The following is a 20,827-nucleotide window of genomic DNA, read 5'->3' as shown; positions in this document are numbered from 1 at the left end:
ATGCAACCCTCACCGTCCTGTCACGGGCGGCGGCGTTTGCTTGCCCCACCCCCGTTTGAGGGCGAAAATGGGCGTTCAGAACAAGTGCGAACATGATGATCGACTCTGCCCGCTATCCCCGCCTCGCGCGCATCCAGACCCCGGATGACCTGCGCACGTTCGACGAATCCGAAATGAGGGCGGTCGCTGACGAACTGCGCGCCTACCTCATCGAATCGGTGGGCAAGAGCGGTGGCCACTTCGCCGCCGGCCTGGGCGTGATCGAACTCACCGTGGCCCTGCACTACCTGTACCAGACCCCGCATGACCAGCTGGTCTGGGACGTCGGCCACCAGACCTATCCGCACAAGATCCTGACCGGCCGCCGCGACGAGATCCACACCGTCAAGCAGAAGGACGGCGTCGCGCCATTCCCGAAGCGCGAAGAGAGCGAATACGACACCTTCGGCGTCGGCCACTCCTCGACCTCGATCTCGGCGGCGCTCGGCATGGCCATTGCCCGCCAGTCCGAAGGCGACGATCGCAAGGTGGTGGCGGTGATCGGCGACGGCGCGATGACCGCCGGCATGGCCTTCGAAGCGCTGATGCATGCCGGTGGCATGGAGCCGGAGCCGAACCTGCTGGTGATCCTCAACGACAACAACATGTCGATCTCCGAGGCGGTTGGCGGACTGACCAAGATGCTCGGCCGCGCCACCGGCAGCCGCACGCTCAACGCGTTGCGCGAAGGCGGAAAGAAGATCCTCGGCGACAAGAAGAACAACCCCGCGCGCTTCGTCAAGCGCTGGGAAGAACACTGGAAGGGCATGTTCGTGCCGTCCACGATGTTCGAGGAAATGGGCTTCCATTACACCGGCCCGATCGATGGCCACGACATGCCCGCCCTGCTGTCCACGCTGAAGACGCTGCGCGCCTCCAAGGGACCCAAGCTGCTGCACGTGATGACCACCAAGGGCAAGGGCTACGAGCCGGCCGAGGGCGACCAGATCGGCTACCACGCCGTGGGTCCGTTCGATCCGGACAAGGGCCTGGTGGCCAAGGCCGGCGCCAAGAAGCCGACCTATACCGATGTATTCAGTGACTGGCTGTGCGATGCCGCTGCGGCCGAGCCGCGCCTGTACGGCATCACCCCGGCGATGCGCGAAGGCTCCGGCCTGGTGCGTTTCAGCAAGGAATACCCGCAGCGCTATTTCGACGTGGCGATCGCCGAGCAGCATGCGGTCACCCTCGCCGCCGGCATGGCCACCCAGGGCGGCAAGCCGGTGGTGGCGATCTACTCCACCTTCCTGCAGCGCGCCTACGACCAGCTGGTGCACGACGTGGCGATCCAGGATCTGGACGTGCTGTTCGCGATCGACCGCGCCGGCGTGGTCGGCCCGGACGGCGCGACCCATGCCGGCAACCTGGACCTGAGCTTCCTGCGCTGCGTGCCGAACCTGGTGGTGATGGCACCGTCCAATGAAGCCGAATGCCGGCAGATGCTCAGCACCGGCCTTCAGCACCCGGGCCCGGCGGCGGTGCGCTACCCGCGCGGCAGTGGCACCGGGGTGGATGCCGGCAGCGACCTGTCCACCCTGCCGATCGGCAAGGGCGAGCTGCGTCTGCAGGGCAGCCGCATCGCCCTGCTTGCCTTTGGCAGCACCGTGGCCGCAGCCGAACAGGTCGGCCGCGAACTGGGCCTGAGCGTGGTCAACATGCGTTTCATCAAGCCACTGGACCGCGAACTGGTGCTGGCCATGGCCGCCCAGCACGACGGTCTGGTGACGATCGAAGACAACGTGGTCGCCGGTGGCGCCGGTTCCGGCGTCGGCGAACTGCTCAATGCTGAAGGCGTGCTGCGCCCGATCCTGCATCTGGGCCTGCCCGACAGCTACCAGCACCATGCCAGCCGCGAAGACCTGCTGGCAGAAGCCGGCATCGATGCCGCGGGCATTCGCGCCGCGGTGCTCAAGCGCTGGCCGCAGCTGGCCTCGGGTACGCCGCCGCTCAGCGCGGCAAGCTGATGGAAGCAGCCGCGCTCGGCGTGGCTCTACGGTCATCCCGGTACATCCACGCCATGCGTGGATGGCGACATCAACCGTAACTTACCGCTTCCACGTACGCGCCGCTGGCCTCCACGCGCACTGCGGCGCGCTGCCCGGTGTCGACAAAATGCAGGCGCGCCAGGGTCTCGGCGAAATCATAGGCGCGGGCGCCGTCGCGGAACTCGATCGGCTCCGGCCGGTCCGGATGCAGCACGCGCCACTGGCGCTGTTCGCATTGCAGGCGGATCAACATGCAGCTCACTCCTTGAGACAGCGTATCGACGGTGGCAGATCAGGCCGTGCCGGGGGCGGCAGGCAATGTCGTAGCGGACCAAGGGCACGCGAAGGCGCCCTTGGTCGCAGAAGATACGGGGTTCAAATTGTGATCTGTATCAGATTATTCTGATTTTCGACAGGCGGGCTCAATTCACCTGGAACTGGGCGCGGCAGCCGTCACTGACCCAGATGCCGCGGCGATCCCAGCCCCAGGTCTGGCCTTCGATGCAGGCACTGCGCGAATCCTGGCGGACCAGGCGCACGCCACGGCGGACCCGCGCATCGCAGTATTCCTGCCGGTGCCCGTTGGAATGGCAGGTGATCACATCGCCGCCGCCCCAACCGTTGCCGTTGCCATTGCCCCAGCCGCCACCATTGCCCCAGCCACCGCCACGGCGGTACTCGCCGACGAACTCGGCACGGCACCCCTGGGTCACCCACACGCCGTAGCGCGACTGGCCCCACGTCTCGCCTTCCACGCATGGCGAACCGGACAACTGACGGATCATCCGCGCCCGGCCTTCCAGACGGCACTCGTTGCTGCGGTTCTTGATCGACTCGCAGCGCACGATGCCGCTGCCTTCGCGACCGCCGTAGCGGTCATCGTCATACCCGTACCCATAGCTCTGCGCCTGCGCGCCACCGGCGGCGGCCAGCATTGGCAGCAGGGTGCAGGCCACGGTCCGCCAGGTGAGTGCCTTGCCCATCGATGTCTCCAGATGAATACGATGGCGCAAGCATCCGGGATTCCTGGCACGGCGCACAGGGGGGCGCGCGAGGGCGGTTCGTTCCCCATTCAAACAACCCAACCGGACCTGACCGGACCGGCACAATCTCATTGGCTGCTGGTCACCATGCCGCTGGCCATGCCACCAGCATTGCCCAATCGCTCTTCGAACGCATAGGCGAACAGCTCCGCATCATTGCTGATGCCCAGCTTCTTCATCGCGGAAATGCGCTGCCGGCTGATGGTGCTGACGGTGCGCCGCAACTGCGCCGCGATCTCGGTGATCGAGGGACCCGACACATAAAGCCGCAGCACTTCAAGTTCCTTGGGCGACAGCACCGACAACGATCGCTCGCGCCCCGCCTCCTGCAGGCAGGGCACCAGCCCAGGGTCCAGGTAGATCCCGCCACTGAGCACGGTATCGACCGCCTTGCGGATGTCATCCACGCCACTGCTTTTGCACACCAGTCCGCGCACACCGGTACGCATGGCCATGTTCAAGGTCGTCGCGTTGGTGACCATCGTGGCCAGGATCACCGGCACGCCGGGGTAATTGCGACTCAACGCCTGCAGCATCGCCTGGCCATCGGAGCGGCCACCGTCGGGCATCGAAAAATCGGTCACCACCAGGTCCACGGTGTGCTCGGCCAGTATCGCCAGAAGGCGTTCCGCACTCTGCGCCTCTGCCACCACGCGATGGCGACCGCCCGCCTCGATCACGATACGCGTGCCCAGCAGGACCAGTGGATGATCGTCCGCGATGGCGATTCGAGTGAGCATGCTGATTACCCGTCAATAGTCACGCCGCAGTGCGTGGCAAAGACGCTAATAACCATTCCGTGCGACGTCAACTTAACAATCAATCACTGCAATTGATTTCATTCCGGACGAAGAATCCCGCCATTTCCATTAGTTGTACACCGCCGTCGAAGCAGGCGTGACGCGACAGTTTTCCCAATAGTTTCATTCCATAAAACCGGGAAAGGACTTTACATGGAGACCTCCGATCACTCGCAGCGCTGGACATCCCATGGTCCGATTCCGACGTCATCCTTTTGAGGATCTGCAAAGACCTCGTGAACCCGGACCACTGGCACCGGCAACACTGCCTAATGCAGCATTGCCGTTCGTGCAGCAGCTGCGCCTGCACCTGACAGGTGACACCGCGCTGGCGCGTCGGCCCTGTCATGCCGCGATCGTCCATGGCGAGGCAACGGTGTGCTGGCTGGATGCGAGGAACGATCGGATGATGACCACCGCACCGGCACCGATCACGCTGACACTGCTGCAGAAGCTGCTCGGTGATACCGACCCGCCGCTGAGCCTGGTCCCGGTGACCCAGGATGTGTTCGTGCAGCGCGCGACGGTGTCCAGCAACATCCCGCTGCGCCCGACCCTGTGGAACATCGGCCTGGCCACGGCCGACCATGGCGCGCCGATGCCGCCCCTGCACAGCGGCATGCAGCTGCGCCTTCGCCGCTGGCCCGACTTCCGCATCCTGGCCCATCGCCCCGACCACTTCCAGCTGTGTGCGCTGCTGATAAAGCAGGGTGCCTCGGTGCAGACGTGCTGTGACCTGCTCGAACTGCCGCGCGGCACCGCGCAGTCATTCTTCAACGCGGCCTTCCTCACTGCCTACGCCTTTCCCGTGGTGGGCGAGGAGGTTGCCGTCCGCCCCTCCGCCACGGAGGGCCTCGTCAATCTGTGGCGACAGCTTCGCATCCGCTGGAGTGCATGACCATGCGTGAGCACAAGATCGTAGTGATGGGCCCGCTGGGTGCCGGCAAGTCCACGCTGGTGCAGACCCTCACCCGGGGCCGGGCGGTGCTGACCGAGGCGCTCAATACCGACCCGACCGTGGGCAAGCAGTACACCACCGTGGCCATGGACTATGGCGACATCGACCTGCCAGGTGGCGACCGCCTGCGCCTGTACGGATCACCCGGGCAGGAACGTTTTTCCTATCTCTGGCCTATCCTGCTGGCCGGTGCCGAAGGCGCCATCGTGCTGGTCGATGGCAGCGCCGACGTGGGCAGCACCCTGGCCAGGCTGCATCTGAAGGCCATCGCGGACAACGCTCCCCGCCTGCCCGTGGTCATCGGCTTCACCCGGTGCGGCAGTACCGATGATCCGGTGCAGCCGCACTGGCAGGACTGGTTGCAGGACCATGCTCCGCACCTGCCGGCATTGCCGCTGGACCCGCGCGACATGGCGCAGGCCATCACTGCGATGGACCTGCTGATGAGCCAGATTGAATGCAATGCCATGGCGGCCGCGCATGAATGAGATCGCTGCCACTTCGGCACTGGGCGTCCTGCTGCGCGAGGTCAGCGGCATCCAGGCCATCGTCGTCGCCAGTGCCGATGGCTTCGCCCTGGCCCAGGCAGGGCCGCAGGGTCATGTCGCTGACCGCCTGGCGGCGATGACCAGCTCGATGCTTGGACTCGCCGGCGCACTGGGCCGCGAGCTGCACTTCGGCGAACTGGACACGCTGATCCTCGACGCCACCGACGGCAAGGTGCTGATGCTTGCCATTCCCGGAACACGGCCACGCCTGCTGATGACCGCATGCGACCACCGCTGCGTCATCGGCAACGTGCTGTGGCATGCCAAGCAGTGCGTGCGTGCCCTGGCCGACAACACGAACTGATGCATGCCCCTCTCACTGCTCAGGCGGATCTTTACTTCCTCTCACCCGCAACGGACCACTGAAATGAATATCGCCATCAACAAATGCCTGGACACGCTCATGCAGATCAACGGCGCGCAAGCCGTCGCCCTGGTCGACTACGAAAGCGGCATGCTGCTGGGTGAAGCCGGCTCGGGCGTGGACATGGAGCTGGCCGCTGCCGGAAACACCGAAGTGCTGCGCGCCAAGATGAAAACGGCAGAAGCACTGAACCTCAACGACAGCATCGAGGACATCCTGATCACCCTGGGCCGCGCGTATCACGTGCTGCGGCCGGTGACGGCCAAGCGGGGCCTGTTCTTCTACGTGGTACTGGACCGGCAGAAGGCCAATCTTGCCCTCGCCCGCCGCGCGGTCCTTGAGGTTGAAAGCTCACTGGCGCTGTAGCACGCCCCCTTCTGGACAGGGGATGGGAATGCCGGGGCTGCTCTGGGGAGAGCAGCCCCGGCCTGTGGTTGCGCCATGCGCGCCCCGCCCGACAACGGCAGCGACCGTCAATGCACCCTCGATCAACCGCAAACGCAGCAGGCCACGCGCCGCGTCGCTACCGACCCTGGGCGGCGGCGGGCATCATCGCCGGCCTGACTGCGGTCTACGCACTGCTGTTGAACGCGCCCGGGGCAGGCGCCGATGCCGACCGCAACCGCCTGCACGCTGCCACCAGCACGCTTGGCCGCGCCATCGCAGCGGTGGAAGCCAGTTACGCCGATGGTGATCTCACCGTGACCGACCAGCACCTGGGCCTGCCTGCAAGTGCGGCGCATTGCGCCCACCTGCGTGCCTCATTGCCCGATACGGGCCACGCGGTATTGACCTGCGATCTGCACCAAGGCCGCTTCGTGCGCCACCGCGTGAGGTGGCAACGCAGCCCTTCCGGCCAATGGCGATGTGATACGCACGGCGCCGACGTGCAGGCACTGCCAAGGGCGTGCCTGGCGGAATGAAAATCCGCTTTCTGATTAATTGAATAATCAGCATGCAGACGCACATCGAATATCACTTTACCAATTCTTGAATATACCGATTGCGGCACGCGTGATTTTCTATGGTTGCGCCACGAGACATCGCTTCGTGGCCATACCGATGAATCAGCCATGTCACAAAGGACTATCATGAATACCGCAATCGCCCCGACATCCCGCGCAGGCATGCGCACTTCCCGGCAGCAGGGTTTTTCTCTTATCGAACTCATGGTGGTGGTGGCGATCATCGGCATCCTGGCCATGATCGCGCTGCCGCAGTACCAGCGGTTCTCGGCCAAGACCAAGCTGGCCGCCGCACTGGCAGAAGTTGCGCCGGGAAAAGTCGGCGTGGAAGCGTTGCTGGCCGAAGGCGCCGACCTCGAGAATGCAACGGCTGAAGCGCTGGGGCTGCCTGCCACCGGCTCGCGCTGCCAGTCGTTCGACGTTGCAGTGGATGCGACGGCAGACCAGGCCCGGCTGGTCTGCAACCTGAAGGACGACGCAACCTATGGCGTCGGCGGCTTCTCCCTGAGCCTCGTCCGCAGTGGCGCAGGCGTCTGGAACTGCGAGAGCGACGTCGGCGACAAGAGCCTTCTGCCAGAGGCCTGCCGAACCTGACACCGACGAGCGCGCGCAGCCACGTCCGGTCGTTCCGACAACACAGGATCATCATGAACGCACATCCCGCAGCGCACGCGCCAACGCCGCGTGCCCGACAGAATGGTTTTTCGCTGATCGAACTGATGGTGGTGGTGGCGATCATCGGCATTCTCGCCATGATCGCCCTGCCGCAGTATCAGAGGTACGCGGGCAAGGCAAAGATGGCAGCGGCCTTGTCCGAGCTGGCCGCGGGGAAAGCCGGGGTCGAGGCACTGTTGGCCGACGGTTTCGCCGATGACGACGTCAGCTCGGAAGACATCGGGCTGCCAGCCCAGGGGGCACAGTGCGAGCGGTTTGAAGTGGCCGGCAGCGGGACGTCCTTTCTGCTTACCTGTTGGGTGAAACCCGATACCGCGCTCGGCCCGGGTACCCCGTCATTGAACCTGCGGCGTGATTACTGGACCGGCACCTGGACCTGCATCGGCAATACGCATGATGAAGGCCTGCTTCCGGAAGGTTGCCGCTCTTCCTGATCGCATTCCCACGCCTGCCGGGCCACGCGTGGCCCCATGCCCCTGGCCCTTCGCCCCTGCCACTCCTTCGTGGACGCGGGGGCACGTTCCCGGTGCGCCAGGCAATCGCGTCCCCCCGCCTTACGTCGTTGCCCATGCACACCGACCATGCCCCAGGCTCCCCTCCGCAGACATCAACGACACGTCCGGCAGGCAGCCCGCAGTGCCGACAGTCTGCACCCTCCACCATCGTCATTGCCGATGCGAATCCGTGGGTCCGTCGCGAACTGGCGATGAGCCTGCGCCCGCACCTGCGCGCCGAAACACTCATCGAAGCCCGCTCGCCCGCCGAAGTGCTGGCGCCGATCGCCAACCCGCACTGTACGGCACTGGTCATCGATCCCTGCATGCCCACCATCGGCCAGACCGACGGTCTGCCGTTGCTGCGCCAGATCTGCTGCCTTCGCAACGATCTGCTCATTCTCGTTCTGGCCCACCAACCCCTGCGCCTGTTGCAGGATCGCAGACTGCCGACGCAGATCCGGCATGTCTATGCCAAGACGGTCAACCCGCGATGGCTGTGTCGCTTCATCAGCCAGGCCCTGCCCCGGGCATCGCCGGGGACTACATCAACGATGCCGGGTGACGCCCGATAGCAGGGGCAGTCACCGCAGCGCTCGCCTCGAAGCGCACGGCTTCCACGCTGCTGCCCAGCGCTTCCACGCGCACCATGCTGCCCTGGCCGGTCCGGCGATGATGGGCACTTGCCCGGCCAACGGCGGCGTCGAACGCGGCAGCGCCACTGCCGAATACCTCGGGCGCGCCTACGGCGGGGTCCAGCAGGGACCACTGTGCGGCACTGCATTTGACGGTAATGACCATGAGCGGCTCCTTGCTGGGAAACGGCATGAGGGCAGGTGCCCTCCTCCGGTGCGGTCACCCTAGCCAGCCCATCAGAACGGTTCTATCAGACAAGTACGAAAAACCCCTGCGGGCTCGTCAGAACCTGCCTCTCATCACATCCCTGAGTCCGTTTAGCCGATTTATTCCGTGATCCTTGTCACGGAGTCAGCAGGGCTTCACACTATCCTCACTAACAGGGGCCCCTTCCACATGCGCACCTTCTTCTCACAGCAGCGTTCGACGTTGCTGAAGTTCTATTTCGTGGCCAGCTACGTGGTGCTGATAGAAGAACTGATCCGCGCCACGGTGTTCTAGACGCTTGCCGGGTCCCGGGCAGCAGCGCAGACTGCTGCTTTGGACACGGACTCCCCCATGAAAGCGCTCCTCCTGATGCCCGCAGCGCTGCTGCTGGCCGCCTGCGTCAGCACGGACAGGCCGGCGGCCACCACCGATACCGGCACCACCCGCCCGACGCCCGGCAGTGACCGCGATGCACATGGCTGCATCGGCTCGGCGGGATACCAGTGGTGCCAGCACAACCAGCGCTGCGAGCGTCCCTGGGAACTGGCGCAGGCCCAGGGCCTGGCCAATACCGCCGAGGCGATCGACGCCTATTGCGCCAAGCCGGCCAGCCCGCCGCAGACCTGAGACCGACCACGCATGGCTGAACTGAGTCCGCTGCCCACGCTTGCGCGTGGCCGCTACCGCCACTTCAAGGGCGGCGAATACGAAGTCATCGATCTGGTGCGCAGCAGCGAGACGCTGCAACCGATGGTGCTCTATCGGGCCCTGTACGGCGAAGGCGGCCTATGGGTGCGCCCCTACTCGATGTTCGTCGAGCAGGTGCCCGGCGAGCACGGACCGCAGCCCCGCTTCGCCCGCATCGACGACTGAGCCCGGCACCGGCCGAGGCTGGCAACGGTAACCAGGCGCTGCTGGGCTACAATCGTACCGTCCAGTCGGTTTCTTCCTGTATGCCCCCATCCACGTCCCCGCCCCCTCCCCGTTCGCGGCGCAAGGCGCCCGAGAGCGTGCGCCAGTCGCTGCTGCAGGCCACCGTTGCGATGATCGGCCAGCATGGCCTGGCCGCCCTGACCGTACAGGACGTCGCGCGCGCGGCCGGGGTCAGCAAGGGGGCGCTGTTCCACCACTTCAGCAGCAAGCAGGCCCTGGTCGATGAGGCCATTGGCGGGCTCATCGGCGAATTCGAGGCACGCGTGCGCGCCCTGCTGCCGGCAGAATCGTCGGGCTACGGCCGCTTCAGCCGCGCCTATGTCCAGGCCAACTTCGAGCACCTGCTGCAGCAGGAACAGGACAACGATATCGGCCTCACCCTGGGCAACCTGCTCGAACCGGCCCTGCTGGTGCGCTGGCGCGACTGGAAGCGGGCCATGCTGGTCGAATTCCCCGACGAAGCCGATGACCCCCGGCTGTACGCTGCACGCTGCGTCGCCGATGGCTATTGGGCCACCGCCTATGGGCGCCCGCTGGATGCGCTGGAACATGCCAACGCGCTGGCGATGGCCGAGCAGGCGCTGAAGCTGTGTGATCCGTTGTAGCCCGGAGCCCGAGATGAATCCCTACCTGTACCTCGCCGCCGCCATCGTCCTGGAAGTGATCGCCACATCGCTGCTGAAGGCCTCTGAAGGCATGAGCCGGCTGTGGCCGACGCTGGGCGCACTGGTCGGCTACGGCCTGTGCTTCTACCTGTTGTCGGTGACCATGAAGTCCATCCCGACCGGCATCGCCTACGCGATCTGGTCCGGCGTGGGCATCGTCCTGATCTCGCTGATCGGGCTGCTGGTGTTCAAACAGCGTCTGGATGCGCCGGCCCTGATCGGCATCGGCCTGATCTGCGCCGGGGTGCTGGTGATCAACCTGTTCTCACGCAGCAGCGCACACTGAGCGCGCTGCTGCGTGAACGACGCTAGCTGACTTTCTTTGCCACGCTCATGCCCAGCAGGAACAGCACCACGGCGATGATGATGCCGGCCCAGAACAGGAACTTGGCGATGCCCACGGCTGCGCCGGCAATGCCGCCGAAGCCCAGCACGCCAGCGATGACACCGATGATGGCGAAGATGATGGCCCACTTGATCATGTCGATCCTTTCCCCGCAGGGAATGCAAACGGTACGGTCAGGCTAGGCCGGCGCCGATGCGGCACCCGTGAACGGGCCGCGTGTGCGATGTGAATCAGCGCGGACGGAAGCGCAGCAGCGCTACGGCAAACGCCAGGAACACGCTGCCTACCAACCGTTCGAACCAGCGCCGCGCGAACGGCCGGGCCAGCCAGCGGCGCAGGCCATGTCCGCCGGCTGCGTACATTACGTACCAGAACAGTTCGCAGGCCGCGAAGGTCGCCACAAGCACGCTGTACTGCACGGCCTGGCTGCGCGAGGGGTCGACGAACTGCGGCAGGAATGCGGTGGCGAACAGCAGCAGCTTGGGATTGCTCAGGCCGACCCACAGCCCGCCGCGCAGGACGGTCCACGCCCCATGTACCGGCGCCATCGCCGGCGCCTCGTCGCTGGCCACCGGCGGCGCCGGCCGGAAGCTGTCGTGCCAGGCCTTGATGCCCAGCCAGGCCAGGTAGGCCACGCCCAGATAGCGCAGCACCTCGAACAGCATCGGCGAGGAGTGCAGCAACGCGCTCAGCCCCGCCGCGGAGGCCGCCAGCACCAGCAGCATCGCCAGCAGGCAGCCGGCCATGGCCGGAACGCTGCCGCGGAAACCCAGCCCGACACTGCGCCCGAGGATGTGCAGCATGTTCGGCCCAGGCGTGCCGCACAGGACAAAAACCGTGGCCAGGAACCACCACCAGGTATGCAGCGCCATGTCCGGCATCCACCACGGAAGAGCGCACCAGCATAGGGCCCGCTGCCGCGTTGCGGCACACACAGCGGCGCGCCGATACGATGGTTACAGATACGCGGTGAGCGCATGGGCGGCGCCATCTGTGCTGCAATGGCCTGCCCTGGCATGGAGCAGTGCATGAAGACCCTGGGCCTGATCGGCGGCATGAGCTGGGAGAGCTCGGCGCAGTACTACCGGCTCATCAACGAGGCGGTGCGCGATCGCCTCGGCGGCGCGCATTCGGCGCAGCTGCTGCTGTGGTCGGTGGATTTCGCCGGCATCAAGCAGCTGCAGCACGAGGGTGACTGGGATGCCCTGGGCACCCATATGGTGGACGCCGCGCAGCGGCTGCAGGCCGGCGGCGCCGAGCTGCTGCTGATCTGCACCAACACCATGCACGCACTGGCCGATCGCATCGAGTCCGCGTGCCGGTTGCCGCTGCTGCATATCGCCGACCCGACCGCAACGGTGATCGTCAGGGCGGGCGCGCGCAAGGTCGGCCTGCTCGGCACCGCCTTCACCATGGAACAGGACTTCTACCGCGGCAGGCTGGAACAACGCTTCGGACTGGAGGTGCTGGTCCCGGACGCGGCCGACAGGCGCTGCGTGCACGACATCATCTACCAGGAACTGATCCTCGGCGTGGTCAGCGAAACATCGCGGCGGCGCTACGCCGAGGTGATCGCACGGCTGACCGCGCGCGGGGCCGAAGCGATCATCCTCGGCTGCACCGAGATCATGCTGCTGGTGCGCCCCGAAGACAGCGCGGTGCCACTGTTTGACACCACCTCCCTGCACGCGATCGCAGCGGTGGACGCGGCACTGGGTTGATCCGGACCGGCGTCAGCCCTCGCCCTGCACTTCCAGCGCGGTGATCAGCCAATCGACCACCGCCTGCGAATCACACAGGAAGAAGATGGCGTCGCCCGAACGCGCCTCGGTCAGCAGGCGATAGACGGTGATCGCCACCGCCGACTGATTGGCGATGAACACTTCCGGGCTGCGCGGCCCTTCGCTGTGCCCTGCCACTGCCTGCAGCGCCTTGCGCGCGGCCACCGTGGTGGCCGGGTCCGCACTGCGGGTCAGTTCCGGCCCGCGCAGGCCCCAGGCAACGAACACATGCTTGCCCTTGAACGTGGTGTCCAGGACCTGCACCGGCCCAGCATCGGTGCTCGCCGAACGATGAATGACGGTACTGCTGATCAACGCAACCCCCTGTGGTCGTCGTGGTCCGCGCATCGTCTCCCGCAGGCCGCGCGCACGCCAGTGACGACAGCCACAGGCTGCGCCGCCAGGCGTGGCAGACATGTAAGAAGGTGTAAGCCGATGCGATCGGATGTGCAGCGATGATACGGGATGTAAGCCTCTGCATGGGCCGGGGCGCACTACTAAATCCCGCATGAGCCATCGCTGCAACGCTCCGTTCCGGCGGCCCCGGCCTGGTCCATTCTTGCGGCCCGTCCCCCTGCCGAGACTGCTCATGACCCATCGCCTGATGCTGCCGATCACCCTCTCCGCCCTGACGCTGCTGCTGGCCGCCGCCCCGGTGGCAGCCCGCGATTACGACATCGATCACATTTCGCCGTTGCGCTGCGAATCGCAGTTCAACAAGCCCCAGCAGTGCCCGATCGAAGGCCGCATGCGCCTGGCCAGGCAGCTGTCGATCACCCGTTGCGTGGAGGGCCAGAACTGGGGGCAGAGCCGCCGCATGCTCTGGGTCGACGACGGCTGTCGTGCCGAATTCGTGGCCGACGGGCGCGGACGTTGGCCGGGCCACGGCCGGGACCGCGACCATGACGGCGAACGCCTGGTCTGCGAGTCATACGAACAGAAGGACAAGGAATGCCGCATCCGCGTGCGTCACGAGGTACGCCTGGTCAGGCAGAAGTCGGTGACGCCCTGCATCGAGGACCGCAACTGGGGCTGGGACCGCCGCGGGGTGTGGGTCAGCGGCGGCTGCCGCGCCGAGTTCCGGGTGTACTGACCGATGTCCACGTGTTGGCCGCGGCGGATGGGCGAACGCGGCCGGCGCACTCGATAGACTGGGCCCGACCCGCCCAGGAGCCGACGATGCTGCCACCCGATGCCTCCCCGACGATGCTGCGTCTGCGCGATGCGGTGCCGAGCGATTTGCCGGTACTGGTCGCGCTCGACAGCGTCGCGGCCGGCGATCCGCAACGCGCACGGCAGATTGCCGGCTGGCTGGCGAGCGCCGCCGTGTACGTGGCGGAACGGGACGATGTCGCGGCCGGCTATCTGGTCATCCACCATCACTTCTTCGGCGAAGCCTTCATCGAAATGCTGATGGTGGCGCATGCGCAGCGCCGCCGAGGCATCGGGGCCGCCCTGCTGCGCCACGCGAGCGCACTGCAGGGGCAGCGCAAGCTGTTTGCTTCAACCAATGCCTCCAATGCCGGCATGCAACGTCTGCTCGCTGCCTCCGGCTTCATCGGCAGCGGCATCGTGCACGGTCTGGACGAAGGCGATCCGGAACTGATCTACCGCTTTGCCGGCAGCTGATCCAGACAGGCAGTCACCCTGTCGTCCAGCAGATCCATCAACACCGGATCCATGCACCGGTAGTCATCGGGGATATCAAGGCAATGCAGGCGCTTGTGCTCCAGCAGGCGCGCGTAGCCAGCCTGCAGGCGATGCTGGTGCTTGGCCTCCATCACGAAGATGACATCGGCCCAGCGGATGTCCGCCGGGCCGATGGGGCGTCGTGCATGTGGGCTGGTGCCGGCCGACAGCGCGGTGAACCCGGGCCGCCGTTGCCACATGGCTTCGGCGGTCGGGCTGCGCAACTGGTTGCGGCTGCAGACGAACAGCAGCTTGATCATTCCTGTTCCTGCAGTTGGCGGGCGCTGAGGACCGGATAGACGAAGCCCAGCTGGCGTGCGCGCGCGAGCTTGGCACCGCGCGTGTACAGCAGCTTCCAGTTCTTTTCGGGCTTGTAGCTGTACGCCGTCGTGGCGCGGTCGCCACCGCGGTTGCAGGCCTGGCTGCGACGCCAGGCACGGTTTCTTGCAGATTCCATTGTGTGTTCTCGTGAGTACCGGGTTCAGCAGCCGCGGTATTACGAGTGGCGCGCAGCATACACCGCGCGCACAAAAAAGCCCACGCATCGCTGCGCAGGCTCTTTGATTCATCACAGTGGTCGGGACGGCCGGATTCGAACCGACGACCCTCTGCCCCCCAGGCATCGTTACAGATAGGACCATCCTTTTGATCTATAAGGGTTTCGGGGCTGCGCGAGGCATCCCAAAAGTGCAGATTGCGCCCCAATACGATCAATCACTTACGCGCGGATAGGGTGCAGCCTGCCCCTACCCGATCCAGCCGAATGGCGGATCCTGGTCGGCCTTGGCCAGCCGGTTCCCCCGGACCTTCTCCTGCCACGCCAGGATCTTGGCCACATCCTCCCGCAGCCTTTCCTCGTGCCTGGCCACCCACAGCTCGGCCCCTGCCCGGCCCTGCTCGTAGCTGCTGCACCAGCGGAACGGACCGCCGGGGCCATGCCGATGCCGGTCCAGCGAGGCGATCCAGATCCCGTCGTTCACCCGCTGGGCCATGGCCACCACCCACACGCTGTGGCAGGCAATCACGGTGAGCGGGTCGTTCGGCAGGCTGGCAGACCTGGTCGTCCAGCGGAAATCGGCGGGGAGCGGCATGGCCGGGAGGATACGGCCGGCCGTCGCAGATCCTGCGAACGGGCCGGCCACCTCCCTGAATCGTTTGGGCTACCAATTGTTAGCCCTGCATCGGCAGCTTGACGAAATCGTCAATTTGCCCGAATCGCGGGGCCGAGTCTTGCTCGGCCCTGCCATCTACCTCACTTCAGCATGATGCCTCGCGGCGCCAAACGGGCGCGACTGTGGGAATACACGCTCATCATCTGGGCGGCAGAATCGGCCAGGTTGGGCTTGATCAGCAGCTCGCCGACCCGGAGGTCTGCAGGGGTGTAGGTGCTGGAGCTGTTGAGCGGGTTGCCGATGGCGATGTGATTGCTCCCCGAGACCGCCTGAACTGCGGGCCACACGACCTCGTAAACCACGCTACCGACGCTGGTCAGGGTCTTCGAGACTCCTGCCTCCACTCGCTTCGAAAGGCCCAGGAATATCCAGTCCCCCACCGCCGTATTGGCTGGCACGCCATGGTTCACCAGTACGGTTCCACTGGAGTTGCGCAGAATCGTACAGACGTTGCCGTTGCCGTCGATCCAGATGCCAGCGCCCTGGCTAGCGAGGCTGATGTTTCCGACCACAATCACATTCTTTCCAGAGACTGGGGCATAGCGCACGGCCGCGTAGAAGGTCTGGACGGTGGCATCGGCAACGCTGGAGATCAGTGCGTTCTGGTAGCTCGGCAGGTTGACGTAGTTGGATCCCCATGTATGCGAAACGCCCTGTGCGGTGAGCGTCGCATCACCACCGTATGGTACAAGGCTCGACCCATCGCCTCCCAGCAGCCAATGCGCGTAGCCAGGCTCGGGTGCTGGCGTGTACGGATACAGCTGGGTTGCTCCATTGATGATTGGTGCGCCCGGAGTGTCCTGGCCGAGCGGATAGACGGGGAAGATGTAAGGCATGTCAGGCTCCTTTACGCCGGAATCACATCGCACTGGAAGTGCGGAGAGACGTTGTAGAGCGGGTACTCAGTACCCGCGAATGTGAAGGATGAGGGATCGCTATCAACCAGGTTCCCGCCTGCGGACCCCGCATAGTTCACCTGGCCAGCCGGAAGGTAGTCGAGGCCGTAGCGCAGCTGCACGGCTCCTGTCGGAACAGACACCAACGTGATCACCACTTCATCGCCGGCCTTGCTGATGCCGACACTCTCGATCGCGCAGCCGCCGTTGGCATCGCGGACCAGGAAACCAAAGTCAGTGGTCTGGCGCAGATTGCCATCTGCGAGGAGACGAAGAGGCGCCACGGGAATTTCCTTCGGCTTGTACCTCAGCACCCTGCCGCTGACCGTTGCGAAGCCAACCCGCATCCACGTTGGGCGCTGCCCATCCAGAAGCTGCTTTACCTTCTTCGCCGCGTACTCTCCAACCCAGTAGCTACCCAATGCAGTCAGGTGGCCATCCGAGGCGAGCGGCAGGTGGTAGAGCGCAGTGAGGTGGAACGCTCCCGGCGTCTGCTCGCAGAAAGTGATCTGGTCCATTGTCGCGTGGGGGCGCTCCCGCAGGGTCCGCGCGAAGGTCTGGTAGACACCGATCCATGGAACAAAGCTGGACCCGGTCGCGGCCTGTACCTTTGCAGAAACCGCCTCGTGCAATTGCTGCAGCTTCGCCAGATAGACGCCCCCAGCCATCGCCGCGTCCGCATTGTCGCCCTCGCCCTGCATGTAGATCCAGCACGGCAGGCTGTAGGTCAAGCCGGCGCCCAGAGATAGAACGCGCGCCTGGTCAACGGCGTCGCGCAGCACCTGGAACCACTCGCCGAGGTCCGATGATCCACCCGGCAACAGGTTATTGATGCTGGCACTACCCTTGCCATTGGCCGTGGCCAGCCAGCGCGGGCCGGCGGTCCGCCAATCCACACCACCCAGCGCGAGGCGTCGCGTCAGGCCGTTCGCCCACGCCGAGCAGGGTGTTTCGCCGTGCTGCGGGCTGGCCACGCCGTCACCTGTCAGGGTGTTTTCGATCAGGGGCACCAGTGAATCCATGCCCGGCAGCTGGCCAACGCTTCCGGCCTTGGTCGATCTGGGCCCCTGCGCGAAGGTGAGGTTGAGGAAAGGTTGCCCGGTGCTGGCCGGCGGAATGCTGTTTACGCCGTTGCTCAGCGATTGCCCGTATGTCATCAGGTGCATGACGCCCGTCACTGGCACTGGCTGAATAGCTACAACAGGCGCCCATCGCAGAGATTGGCTGACAGCGGACTCGCCATTCACCAGAAGCGACTTTGCGTCCACGTCGTACTGTACGTTGGCCACTACGTCGCCAGCCCCGTTGGTCGTTCCCACCAAGGGAATACGCCTAGATGCTGGTGCCGAGTAGGTATCTGTCCCCATCGTGCCGGCCAGGTTCGCGTTGATCTGCATTTCCGCTGCTGGACCGTCGAGCAACGGGGATCCATTCAACAGGACCGTCCTCATGTCGACGTCATACATCACGTTCCCGACAACATCGCCGACAACGTTCGTGGTGCCGGCAATCGGAATTCTGCGCATCAACGGAACGGAGTAGGAATCGGAAAGGTACTGCTGGGTCTGGATGAGGTCTGCCTGGTCTGCCTTCTGAGTCAGCATGTCGGCGCGGAGAAACTCCCAGGCGGATCCAGTCCAGCGGTATTGACCAGCGCCGGTACCGTTCAACGCGAAACCACCCTGCCCGATGTACGAGCCAGATACGGCCTGCAAATCGGCCAGGGTGTTTGCATAGATCGCCTGCGTCTGCTGCCCATCGACAAGCCCGTCGATCTGCGTCTGCAGCTGCGTCTGCGACGCGGCAATTTCAGCCTGCAGCTGCTCAGTCGCCGAATTCAGCTGGATGGGTTGCACAGCGGAATCTGCCCTGATCCCCTGCGCAGCATTGGCGAAGGCCTCCTTGGCTTCGTATGCGGCGCTCTGGATACCGTCGGTGATGCCAACGACAATCCGCACCTTGTAGTCCAAGGACTCAGGATCGACCGATCCATCGACCCCCACCTTGCGCTGAATGGCCTCCAGCGCATCGTTTGCATCACCGTGCTGCTGCGAGTGCGTACGCGCCTGCGCCTGGCTGCTGTCCGGTCGCGGGTTGTCGAAGGCGTCGATGTCTTCGGGGAAGCGAGTCGCCATGGGGCTCTCCTATCGGTCGAACTCGTAGCCGACCAGGTTGATGGAAACGGAACCGGTCAGGAGCGCGATGATCCCGCCGAGAATGTTGGTAGCGCTCAGCAGCACGGTGAACTGCCGATTGGCGTCCAGGGTCACGTCCAGCACCGGGCAGCTGCCGGCAATGGCCGCGTACTGGTAATTGGAAGGCGAGGGCGCGCCGACGTCCGACCGCGAGGTGTAGAGCGTGAAACTCGATGGATTCAGCACCTGCACGATCGCGCGAGTGGCAGTAGACGGCAGAACCGAGGACAGATCGATGGTCTGCGGAGTGGTCGACACCAGGCCAGACAAGAGGGTCACCGGGACCGATCCGGCCGCGCTGGCGGCATCCAGCATCACGCGGTTGCCCATCTCGGCCGGCCGGGTGTGGCGGCCAGGCCGCAGCACGCCGCTGGCATTGGTGCGGCCGGAGATCAGGTAGCGGCGCGTCGGGTCGCCGGTCTTGTAGCGGGCCGTGCCCAGGTACGGTGCCGCCGGCGCCACGGTGCTGGCTTCCAGCGCGCCCACGCCGCCGCCGCTGTCGTAGCCATACAGGTGGAAAAACGTGTTGGGCTGGCCGGTGGGGATGTCCACCGAGGCCGTGCCGTCGAACAGCATGCGGATGGGACCCGGCAGATAGCACATGCCAGGCGACACGCTCACCGTGCGGCCGTTGAGGCCCACCGAGGCCTGCAACCCGCGGATGATCGAAATGGATGGATCGAGGGCCATCAGTTTGCGATGCTCCGGTCGGAGAAGCGGCGCCACTTCGTGCCGGTGGCCACAGTAGCGTCGTACCAGCACAGCTCACGGCCGCCGCTCAGGTCGGTGATGCCCACCACCTGGAAGTCCTGCACGCCAGTCAGCGCGTTGGCAGCGGCCAATGTCATGGCGGGAGCGGCCGCAGGTGCTGCGCCAAGGTCGGCCAACGTCAGCACCACCGTGCCCGTCTTGCCGTTTACCGACTGCACCGGTGCTGCGGGCATCAGCAGCTGGGTCCAGTCAGCCATCGTGCCGCTGGTACCGCCGTTCTGGATGTAGGTGCGGTTCTGGTCCGTGCGGACGGCTACGTCGCCCTCCTCCACCACCAGCGCCAGCTGCGCGGCCTCACTGTTCACCACATAGGTGGCCGTGATCGCAAGCGCCGGCAGGTACTGCGTCGGGATCTTGCTGGCGGCGTCCAGCGGCGTAATACCGTTGGGCTGGCCCTTCTGCGCAGCGATGCGCGCATCGGCCCGTGCATCAGCACGCGCGGCGGTGAAGTACAGATTGCTCCCGCCCTCGGCCAAGTCGTCGGTTGTCGCTGCCGCGGTGGCGATGACGCGGCCGTACACGTCGCGGGTGATCTTCAACAGCGCCTGGCCGTCTTCGGTGTTCCCAACTTCTTCCAGCCGCACCACAGTGTCGCCATCGCGGCCATTACCGTTGACGACGGTGATGCCGCCGCCGGCACGGAAGGTCCGCATGCGCCAGTCGGCAGGGCCGACCAGAACCGGGTAGCCAATACCCGACAGCTGGGCCAAGGCGTTGATGTTGCGCGGGATGCCGGACAGGCTGTCCCAGGGCGTGCTGCTGCTCCCGCCGCCACCGAGCCCCAGCGACGCCGGATCGATCAGCGTCTCCCCATCTGGTCCGTACAGGTTGACGCCCACGATGGCGCCCTTGGTGGCATCAGCATTGATGTTCACCACACGGCCGAGGTTGTCCTGGAGCTTGACCTTGCTCACGGCTGGGTCTTCCCCTCACCCAGGCTGCGGATCTCGCCCATGCGGTTGTCGCAGTCCTGCAGCACGATCAGGTTGGCGTTGTAGGCGGCCACCACCGCCTCAACCGTGCGGGACCTGGCGCGCTTGGCCGGGCACGGTTTGGTCAGGCGGGCGTCGACGGGCACCAGCTTCTCGACGGGGACGTGAACCACCTCGGGTAGCTTCGGCCGCTCCGGTTTGTGGGTGCAGCCGGCCAGCACCAGCAGCATCAAAGCAGCGGGATGGAATCGCACAGGGTCTGCTCCAGTTGTGCCCGGCACGCGGGCTGGGTCTTGGCGGCCTCCAGGGCCTTCTCCGCGGCAGTGGCGCGTCGCTGACCCTCAGCCGCTGCCTTTTCGGCACGGCGGGCCGCAGCATCGGAGGCCTTTCGGGCTGCCTCGGCCGCATCGATCGACGCCTGGGTCTGCCTGTTCACTTCCTGCAGCAGCTGGCCGGCGGCGGTGGCCGCGCGAAGATTCTCGTCGGAAGCGGCCTGGGCCTTGTCGCGCTGCTTCTCGGCAGCGGCGATCAGAGCCTGGTCCTTCTTGATCCGGTAATCCGACCCGAGCCGGGCGCCCATCAGAATCAAGGCTGCTGCCACTGCCGCCCATAGGGCCGCAGTGATCAGCTTCGCGTAGGGTTGCAGCGGGTCAGGGATCAGCACGGCCGCTGTCCTGCTGGCCGCTGTGCATATGCCATCAGCGGGGCTCCAGGCTTCACGCACAGCACCGCC

General features: G+C 65.5%; 32 protein-coding genes. 16 read left to right on the top strand and 16 right to left on the bottom strand.

What is annotated here, in order from left to right; genetic code table 11:
• The first annotated feature begins 95 nt into the window (after window positions 1-95).
• The gene (dxs, locus tag LZ605_RS00460) at window positions 96-2,003 is read left to right on the top strand and encodes a 1-deoxy-D-xylulose-5-phosphate synthase (protein WP_249844972.1); all 1,908 of its coding nucleotides are present in this window, start codon (window positions 96-98) and stop codon (window positions 2,001-2,003) included.
• Between the two features lie 70 nt (window positions 2,004-2,073).
• Here dxs and LZ605_RS00455 read toward each other — a convergent pair whose 3' ends face one another.
• From LZ605_RS00455 to LZ605_RS00445, 3 genes are all read right to left on the bottom strand, one after another.
• On the bottom strand, window positions 2,074-2,277 hold the full coding sequence (locus tag LZ605_RS00455) for a hypothetical protein (RefSeq protein ID WP_107231034.1): 204 nt from the start codon (window positions 2,275-2,277) through the stop codon (window positions 2,074-2,076).
• A 169-nt stretch (window positions 2,278-2,446) separates the two neighbouring features.
• Window positions 2,447-3,007, bottom strand: a complete 561-nt coding sequence (locus tag LZ605_RS00450) for a DUF3011 domain-containing protein (RefSeq protein ID WP_249843422.1) — start codon at window positions 3,005-3,007, stop codon at window positions 2,447-2,449.
• A gap of 128 nt (window positions 3,008-3,135) precedes the next feature.
• Window positions 3,136-3,807, bottom strand: coding sequence for a response regulator transcription factor (locus LZ605_RS00445; protein WP_249843421.1), 672 nt, complete (start codon window positions 3,805-3,807; stop codon window positions 3,136-3,138).
• 349 nt (window positions 3,808-4,156) lie between these two features.
• Between LZ605_RS00445 and LZ605_RS00440 the strand changes: the two genes are divergently transcribed.
• From LZ605_RS00440 to LZ605_RS00395, 8 genes are all read left to right on the top strand, one after another.
• Entirely contained in the window at window positions 4,157-4,765 is a 609-nt protein-coding gene (locus LZ605_RS00440) for a hypothetical protein (RefSeq protein ID WP_249843420.1), read from the top strand.
• Complete coding sequence (locus LZ605_RS00435) at window positions 4,762-5,313, top strand: GTP-binding protein (protein ID WP_409460277.1); 552 nt, start codon at window positions 4,762-4,764, stop codon at window positions 5,311-5,313. The genes LZ605_RS00440 and LZ605_RS00435 overlap by 4 nt, the downstream gene beginning before the upstream one ends.
• Window positions 5,306-5,677 (top strand): roadblock/LC7 domain-containing protein, encoded by a 372-nt coding sequence (locus LZ605_RS00430; RefSeq protein ID WP_249843418.1) that lies wholly within the window; start codon window positions 5,306-5,308, stop codon window positions 5,675-5,677. Before LZ605_RS00435 ends, LZ605_RS00430 begins: the two co-directional genes overlap by 8 nt.
• Before the next feature lie 63 nt (window positions 5,678-5,740).
• A complete protein-coding gene (locus LZ605_RS00425) occupies window positions 5,741-6,103 on the top strand; it encodes a hypothetical protein (protein WP_409461454.1) in 363 nt (120 codons plus the stop codon).
• A 110-nt stretch (window positions 6,104-6,213) separates the two neighbouring features.
• Complete coding sequence (locus tag LZ605_RS00420; RefSeq protein WP_249843417.1) at window positions 6,214-6,660, top strand: pilin; 447 nt, start codon at window positions 6,214-6,216, stop codon at window positions 6,658-6,660.
• A 168-nt stretch (window positions 6,661-6,828) separates the two neighbouring features.
• Window positions 6,829-7,296: a pilin gene (locus LZ605_RS23055; protein ID WP_279920411.1), complete on the top strand. Its 468-nt coding sequence runs from the start codon at window positions 6,829-6,831 to the stop codon at window positions 7,294-7,296.
• Window positions 7,297-7,349: 53 nt separating this feature from the next.
• Window positions 7,350-7,811, top strand: a complete 462-nt coding sequence (locus LZ605_RS00400; protein ID WP_279920414.1) for a pilin — start codon at window positions 7,350-7,352, stop codon at window positions 7,809-7,811.
• A gap of 272 nt (window positions 7,812-8,083) precedes the next feature.
• Window positions 8,084-8,446 (top strand): hypothetical protein, encoded by a 363-nt coding sequence (locus LZ605_RS00395; RefSeq protein WP_249843416.1) that lies wholly within the window; start codon window positions 8,084-8,086, stop codon window positions 8,444-8,446.
• On the opposite strand, the gene LZ605_RS00390 is transcribed toward LZ605_RS00395, so the two are convergent.
• The gene (locus LZ605_RS00390; RefSeq protein WP_249843415.1) at window positions 8,415-8,672 is read right to left on the bottom strand and encodes a hypothetical protein; all 258 of its coding nucleotides are present in this window, start codon (window positions 8,670-8,672) and stop codon (window positions 8,415-8,417) included. The two genes, LZ605_RS00395 and LZ605_RS00390, sit on opposite strands and share 32 nt — an antisense overlap.
• A 393-nt stretch (window positions 8,673-9,065) precedes the next feature.
• Between LZ605_RS00390 and LZ605_RS00385 the strand changes: the two genes are divergently transcribed.
• From LZ605_RS00385 to LZ605_RS00370, 4 genes are all read left to right on the top strand, one after another.
• Window positions 9,066-9,341, top strand: coding sequence for a hypothetical protein (locus LZ605_RS00385; protein WP_249843414.1), 276 nt, complete (start codon window positions 9,066-9,068; stop codon window positions 9,339-9,341).
• 12 nt (window positions 9,342-9,353) lie between these two features.
• On the top strand, window positions 9,354-9,587 hold the full coding sequence (locus tag LZ605_RS00380) for a DUF1653 domain-containing protein (RefSeq protein WP_249843413.1): 234 nt from the start codon (window positions 9,354-9,356) through the stop codon (window positions 9,585-9,587).
• An 80-nt stretch (window positions 9,588-9,667) separates the two neighbouring features.
• A complete protein-coding gene (locus tag LZ605_RS00375; protein ID WP_306803791.1) occupies window positions 9,668-10,252 on the top strand; it encodes a TetR/AcrR family transcriptional regulator in 585 nt (194 codons plus the stop codon).
• A 13-nt stretch (window positions 10,253-10,265) separates the two neighbouring features.
• Window positions 10,266-10,598: an SMR family transporter gene (locus tag LZ605_RS00370; RefSeq protein WP_249843411.1), complete on the top strand. Its 333-nt coding sequence runs from the start codon at window positions 10,266-10,268 to the stop codon at window positions 10,596-10,598.
• Between the two features lie 22 nt (window positions 10,599-10,620).
• On the opposite strand, the gene LZ605_RS00365 is transcribed toward LZ605_RS00370, so the two are convergent.
• Together LZ605_RS00365 and LZ605_RS00360 are read right to left on the bottom strand one after the other, a co-directional pair.
• On the bottom strand, window positions 10,621-10,794 hold the full coding sequence (locus tag LZ605_RS00365) for a DUF1328 domain-containing protein (RefSeq protein WP_107231041.1): 174 nt from the start codon (window positions 10,792-10,794) through the stop codon (window positions 10,621-10,623).
• Between the two features lie 94 nt (window positions 10,795-10,888).
• Complete coding sequence (locus LZ605_RS00360; protein ID WP_249843410.1) at window positions 10,889-11,530, bottom strand: LysE family translocator; 642 nt, start codon at window positions 11,528-11,530, stop codon at window positions 10,889-10,891.
• Window positions 11,531-11,686: 156 nt separating this feature from the next.
• Between LZ605_RS00360 and LZ605_RS00355 the strand changes: the two genes are divergently transcribed.
• Entirely contained in the window at window positions 11,687-12,379 is a 693-nt protein-coding gene (locus LZ605_RS00355) for an aspartate/glutamate racemase family protein (protein ID WP_249843409.1), read from the top strand.
• A 12-nt stretch (window positions 12,380-12,391) separates the two neighbouring features.
• Here the strand turns inward: LZ605_RS00355 and LZ605_RS00350 are convergent, their stop codons facing one another.
• Window positions 12,392-12,787, bottom strand: a complete 396-nt coding sequence (locus tag LZ605_RS00350) for a hypothetical protein (RefSeq protein ID WP_107231044.1) — start codon at window positions 12,785-12,787, stop codon at window positions 12,392-12,394.
• 241 nt (window positions 12,788-13,028) lie between these two features.
• Here LZ605_RS00350 and LZ605_RS00345 point away from each other — a divergent pair, with 241 nt between their 5' ends.
• Window positions 13,029-13,532 (top strand): DUF3011 domain-containing protein, encoded by a 504-nt coding sequence (locus tag LZ605_RS00345; RefSeq protein ID WP_249843407.1) that lies wholly within the window; start codon window positions 13,029-13,031, stop codon window positions 13,530-13,532.
• A gap of 86 nt (window positions 13,533-13,618) precedes the next feature.
• Window positions 13,619-14,068, top strand: coding sequence for a GNAT family N-acetyltransferase (locus LZ605_RS00340; RefSeq protein ID WP_249843406.1), 450 nt, complete (start codon window positions 13,619-13,621; stop codon window positions 14,066-14,068).
• On the opposite strand, the gene LZ605_RS00335 is transcribed toward LZ605_RS00340, so the two are convergent.
• From LZ605_RS00335 to LZ605_RS00295, 9 genes are all read right to left on the bottom strand, one after another.
• Complete coding sequence (locus LZ605_RS00335; RefSeq protein ID WP_249843405.1) at window positions 14,047-14,388, bottom strand: low molecular weight protein tyrosine phosphatase family protein; 342 nt, start codon at window positions 14,386-14,388, stop codon at window positions 14,047-14,049. The genes LZ605_RS00340 and LZ605_RS00335 overlap by 22 nt on opposite strands.
• On the bottom strand, window positions 14,385-14,585 hold the full coding sequence (locus LZ605_RS00330; protein ID WP_107231048.1) for a hypothetical protein: 201 nt from the start codon (window positions 14,583-14,585) through the stop codon (window positions 14,385-14,387). Before LZ605_RS00330 ends, LZ605_RS00335 begins: the two co-directional genes overlap by 4 nt.
• Before the next feature lie 289 nt (window positions 14,586-14,874).
• Complete coding sequence (locus LZ605_RS00325; protein WP_249843404.1) at window positions 14,875-15,219, bottom strand: hypothetical protein; 345 nt, start codon at window positions 15,217-15,219, stop codon at window positions 14,875-14,877.
• 161 nt (window positions 15,220-15,380) lie between these two features.
• Entirely contained in the window at window positions 15,381-16,136 is a 756-nt protein-coding gene (locus LZ605_RS00320; protein ID WP_249843403.1) for a hypothetical protein, read from the bottom strand.
• 11 nt (window positions 16,137-16,147) lie between these two features.
• Window positions 16,148-18,331 (bottom strand): hypothetical protein, encoded by a 2,184-nt coding sequence (locus LZ605_RS00315; RefSeq protein WP_249843402.1) that lies wholly within the window; start codon window positions 18,329-18,331, stop codon window positions 16,148-16,150.
• A 9-nt stretch (window positions 18,332-18,340) separates the two neighbouring features.
• Window positions 18,341-19,081 (bottom strand): hypothetical protein, encoded by a 741-nt coding sequence (locus LZ605_RS00310; RefSeq protein ID WP_249843401.1) that lies wholly within the window; start codon window positions 19,079-19,081, stop codon window positions 18,341-18,343.
• A complete protein-coding gene (locus tag LZ605_RS00305; RefSeq protein ID WP_249843400.1) occupies window positions 19,081-20,076 on the bottom strand; it encodes a hypothetical protein in 996 nt (331 codons plus the stop codon). Before LZ605_RS00305 ends, LZ605_RS00310 begins: the two co-directional genes overlap by 1 nt.
• Window positions 20,073-20,324, bottom strand: coding sequence for an Rz1-like lysis system protein LysC (lysC, locus tag LZ605_RS00300; RefSeq protein WP_249843399.1), 252 nt, complete (start codon window positions 20,322-20,324; stop codon window positions 20,073-20,075). Before lysC ends, LZ605_RS00305 begins: the two co-directional genes overlap by 4 nt.
• A complete protein-coding gene (locus LZ605_RS00295) occupies window positions 20,324-20,758 on the bottom strand; it encodes a hypothetical protein (protein ID WP_249843398.1) in 435 nt (144 codons plus the stop codon). Before LZ605_RS00295 ends, lysC begins: the two co-directional genes overlap by 1 nt.
• Window positions 20,759-20,827: the final 69 nt, after the last annotated feature.

Source organism: Stenotrophomonas maltophilia, from assembly GCF_023518235.1.
Lineage (GTDB): Bacteria > Pseudomonadota > Gammaproteobacteria > Xanthomonadales > Xanthomonadaceae > Stenotrophomonas.
Note: the sequence above shows the minus strand (reverse complement) of the source record. Positions and strands in the feature narration are given on the sequence as shown.

Excerpts from the sequence above, each read along its gene's own strand:
- dxs (WP_249844972.1), top strand. The coding sequence starts at position 96 with ATGATCGACTCTGCCCGCTATCCCCGCCTCGCGCGCATCCAGACCCCG.
- LZ605_RS00455 (WP_107231034.1), bottom strand. The coding sequence starts at position 2,277 with ATGTTGATCCGCCTGCAATGCGAACAGCGCCAGTGGCGCGTGCTGCAT.
- LZ605_RS00450 (WP_249843422.1), bottom strand. The coding sequence starts at position 3,007 with ATGGGCAAGGCACTCACCTGGCGGACCGTGGCCTGCACCCTGCTGCCA.
- LZ605_RS00445 (WP_249843421.1), bottom strand. The coding sequence starts at position 3,807 with ATGCTCACTCGAATCGCCATCGCGGACGATCATCCACTGGTCCTGCTG.
- LZ605_RS00435 (WP_409460277.1), top strand. The coding sequence starts at position 4,762 with ATGACCATGCGTGAGCACAAGATCGTAGTGATGGGCCCGCTGGGTGCC.
- LZ605_RS00430 (WP_249843418.1), top strand. The coding sequence starts at position 5,306 with ATGAATGAGATCGCTGCCACTTCGGCACTGGGCGTCCTGCTGCGCGAG.
- LZ605_RS00425 (WP_409461454.1), top strand. The coding sequence starts at position 5,741 with ATGAATATCGCCATCAACAAATGCCTGGACACGCTCATGCAGATCAAC.
- LZ605_RS00420 (WP_249843417.1), top strand. The coding sequence starts at position 6,214 with ATGCACCCTCGATCAACCGCAAACGCAGCAGGCCACGCGCCGCGTCGC.
- LZ605_RS23055 (WP_279920411.1), top strand. The coding sequence starts at position 6,829 with ATGAATACCGCAATCGCCCCGACATCCCGCGCAGGCATGCGCACTTCC.
- LZ605_RS00400 (WP_279920414.1), top strand. The coding sequence starts at position 7,350 with ATGAACGCACATCCCGCAGCGCACGCGCCAACGCCGCGTGCCCGACAG.
- LZ605_RS00395 (WP_249843416.1), top strand. The coding sequence starts at position 8,084 with ATGAGCCTGCGCCCGCACCTGCGCGCCGAAACACTCATCGAAGCCCGC.
- LZ605_RS00390 (WP_249843415.1), bottom strand. The coding sequence starts at position 8,672 with ATGGTCATTACCGTCAAATGCAGTGCCGCACAGTGGTCCCTGCTGGAC.
- LZ605_RS00385 (WP_249843414.1), top strand. The coding sequence starts at position 9,066 with ATGAAAGCGCTCCTCCTGATGCCCGCAGCGCTGCTGCTGGCCGCCTGC.
- LZ605_RS00380 (WP_249843413.1), top strand. The coding sequence starts at position 9,354 with ATGGCTGAACTGAGTCCGCTGCCCACGCTTGCGCGTGGCCGCTACCGC.
- LZ605_RS00375 (WP_306803791.1), top strand. The coding sequence starts at position 9,668 with ATGCCCCCATCCACGTCCCCGCCCCCTCCCCGTTCGCGGCGCAAGGCG.
- LZ605_RS00370 (WP_249843411.1), top strand. The coding sequence starts at position 10,266 with ATGAATCCCTACCTGTACCTCGCCGCCGCCATCGTCCTGGAAGTGATC.
- LZ605_RS00365 (WP_107231041.1), bottom strand. The coding sequence starts at position 10,794 with ATGATCAAGTGGGCCATCATCTTCGCCATCATCGGTGTCATCGCTGGC.
- LZ605_RS00360 (WP_249843410.1), bottom strand. The coding sequence starts at position 11,530 with ATGGCGCTGCATACCTGGTGGTGGTTCCTGGCCACGGTTTTTGTCCTG.
- LZ605_RS00355 (WP_249843409.1), top strand. The coding sequence starts at position 11,687 with ATGAAGACCCTGGGCCTGATCGGCGGCATGAGCTGGGAGAGCTCGGCG.
- LZ605_RS00350 (WP_107231044.1), bottom strand. The coding sequence starts at position 12,787 with ATGCGCGGACCACGACGACCACAGGGGGTTGCGTTGATCAGCAGTACC.
- LZ605_RS00345 (WP_249843407.1), top strand. The coding sequence starts at position 13,029 with ATGACCCATCGCCTGATGCTGCCGATCACCCTCTCCGCCCTGACGCTG.
- LZ605_RS00340 (WP_249843406.1), top strand. The coding sequence starts at position 13,619 with ATGCTGCCACCCGATGCCTCCCCGACGATGCTGCGTCTGCGCGATGCG.
- LZ605_RS00335 (WP_249843405.1), bottom strand. The coding sequence starts at position 14,388 with ATGATCAAGCTGCTGTTCGTCTGCAGCCGCAACCAGTTGCGCAGCCCG.
- LZ605_RS00330 (WP_107231048.1), bottom strand. The coding sequence starts at position 14,585 with ATGGAATCTGCAAGAAACCGTGCCTGGCGTCGCAGCCAGGCCTGCAAC.
- LZ605_RS00325 (WP_249843404.1), bottom strand. The coding sequence starts at position 15,219 with ATGCCGCTCCCCGCCGATTTCCGCTGGACGACCAGGTCTGCCAGCCTG.
- LZ605_RS00320 (WP_249843403.1), bottom strand. The coding sequence starts at position 16,136 with ATGCCTTACATCTTCCCCGTCTATCCGCTCGGCCAGGACACTCCGGGC.
- LZ605_RS00315 (WP_249843402.1), bottom strand. The coding sequence starts at position 18,331 with ATGGCGACTCGCTTCCCCGAAGACATCGACGCCTTCGACAACCCGCGA.
- LZ605_RS00310 (WP_249843401.1), bottom strand. The coding sequence starts at position 19,081 with ATGGCCCTCGATCCATCCATTTCGATCATCCGCGGGTTGCAGGCCTCG.
- lysC (WP_249843399.1), bottom strand. The coding sequence starts at position 20,324 with ATGCTGCTGGTGCTGGCCGGCTGCACCCACAAACCGGAGCGGCCGAAG.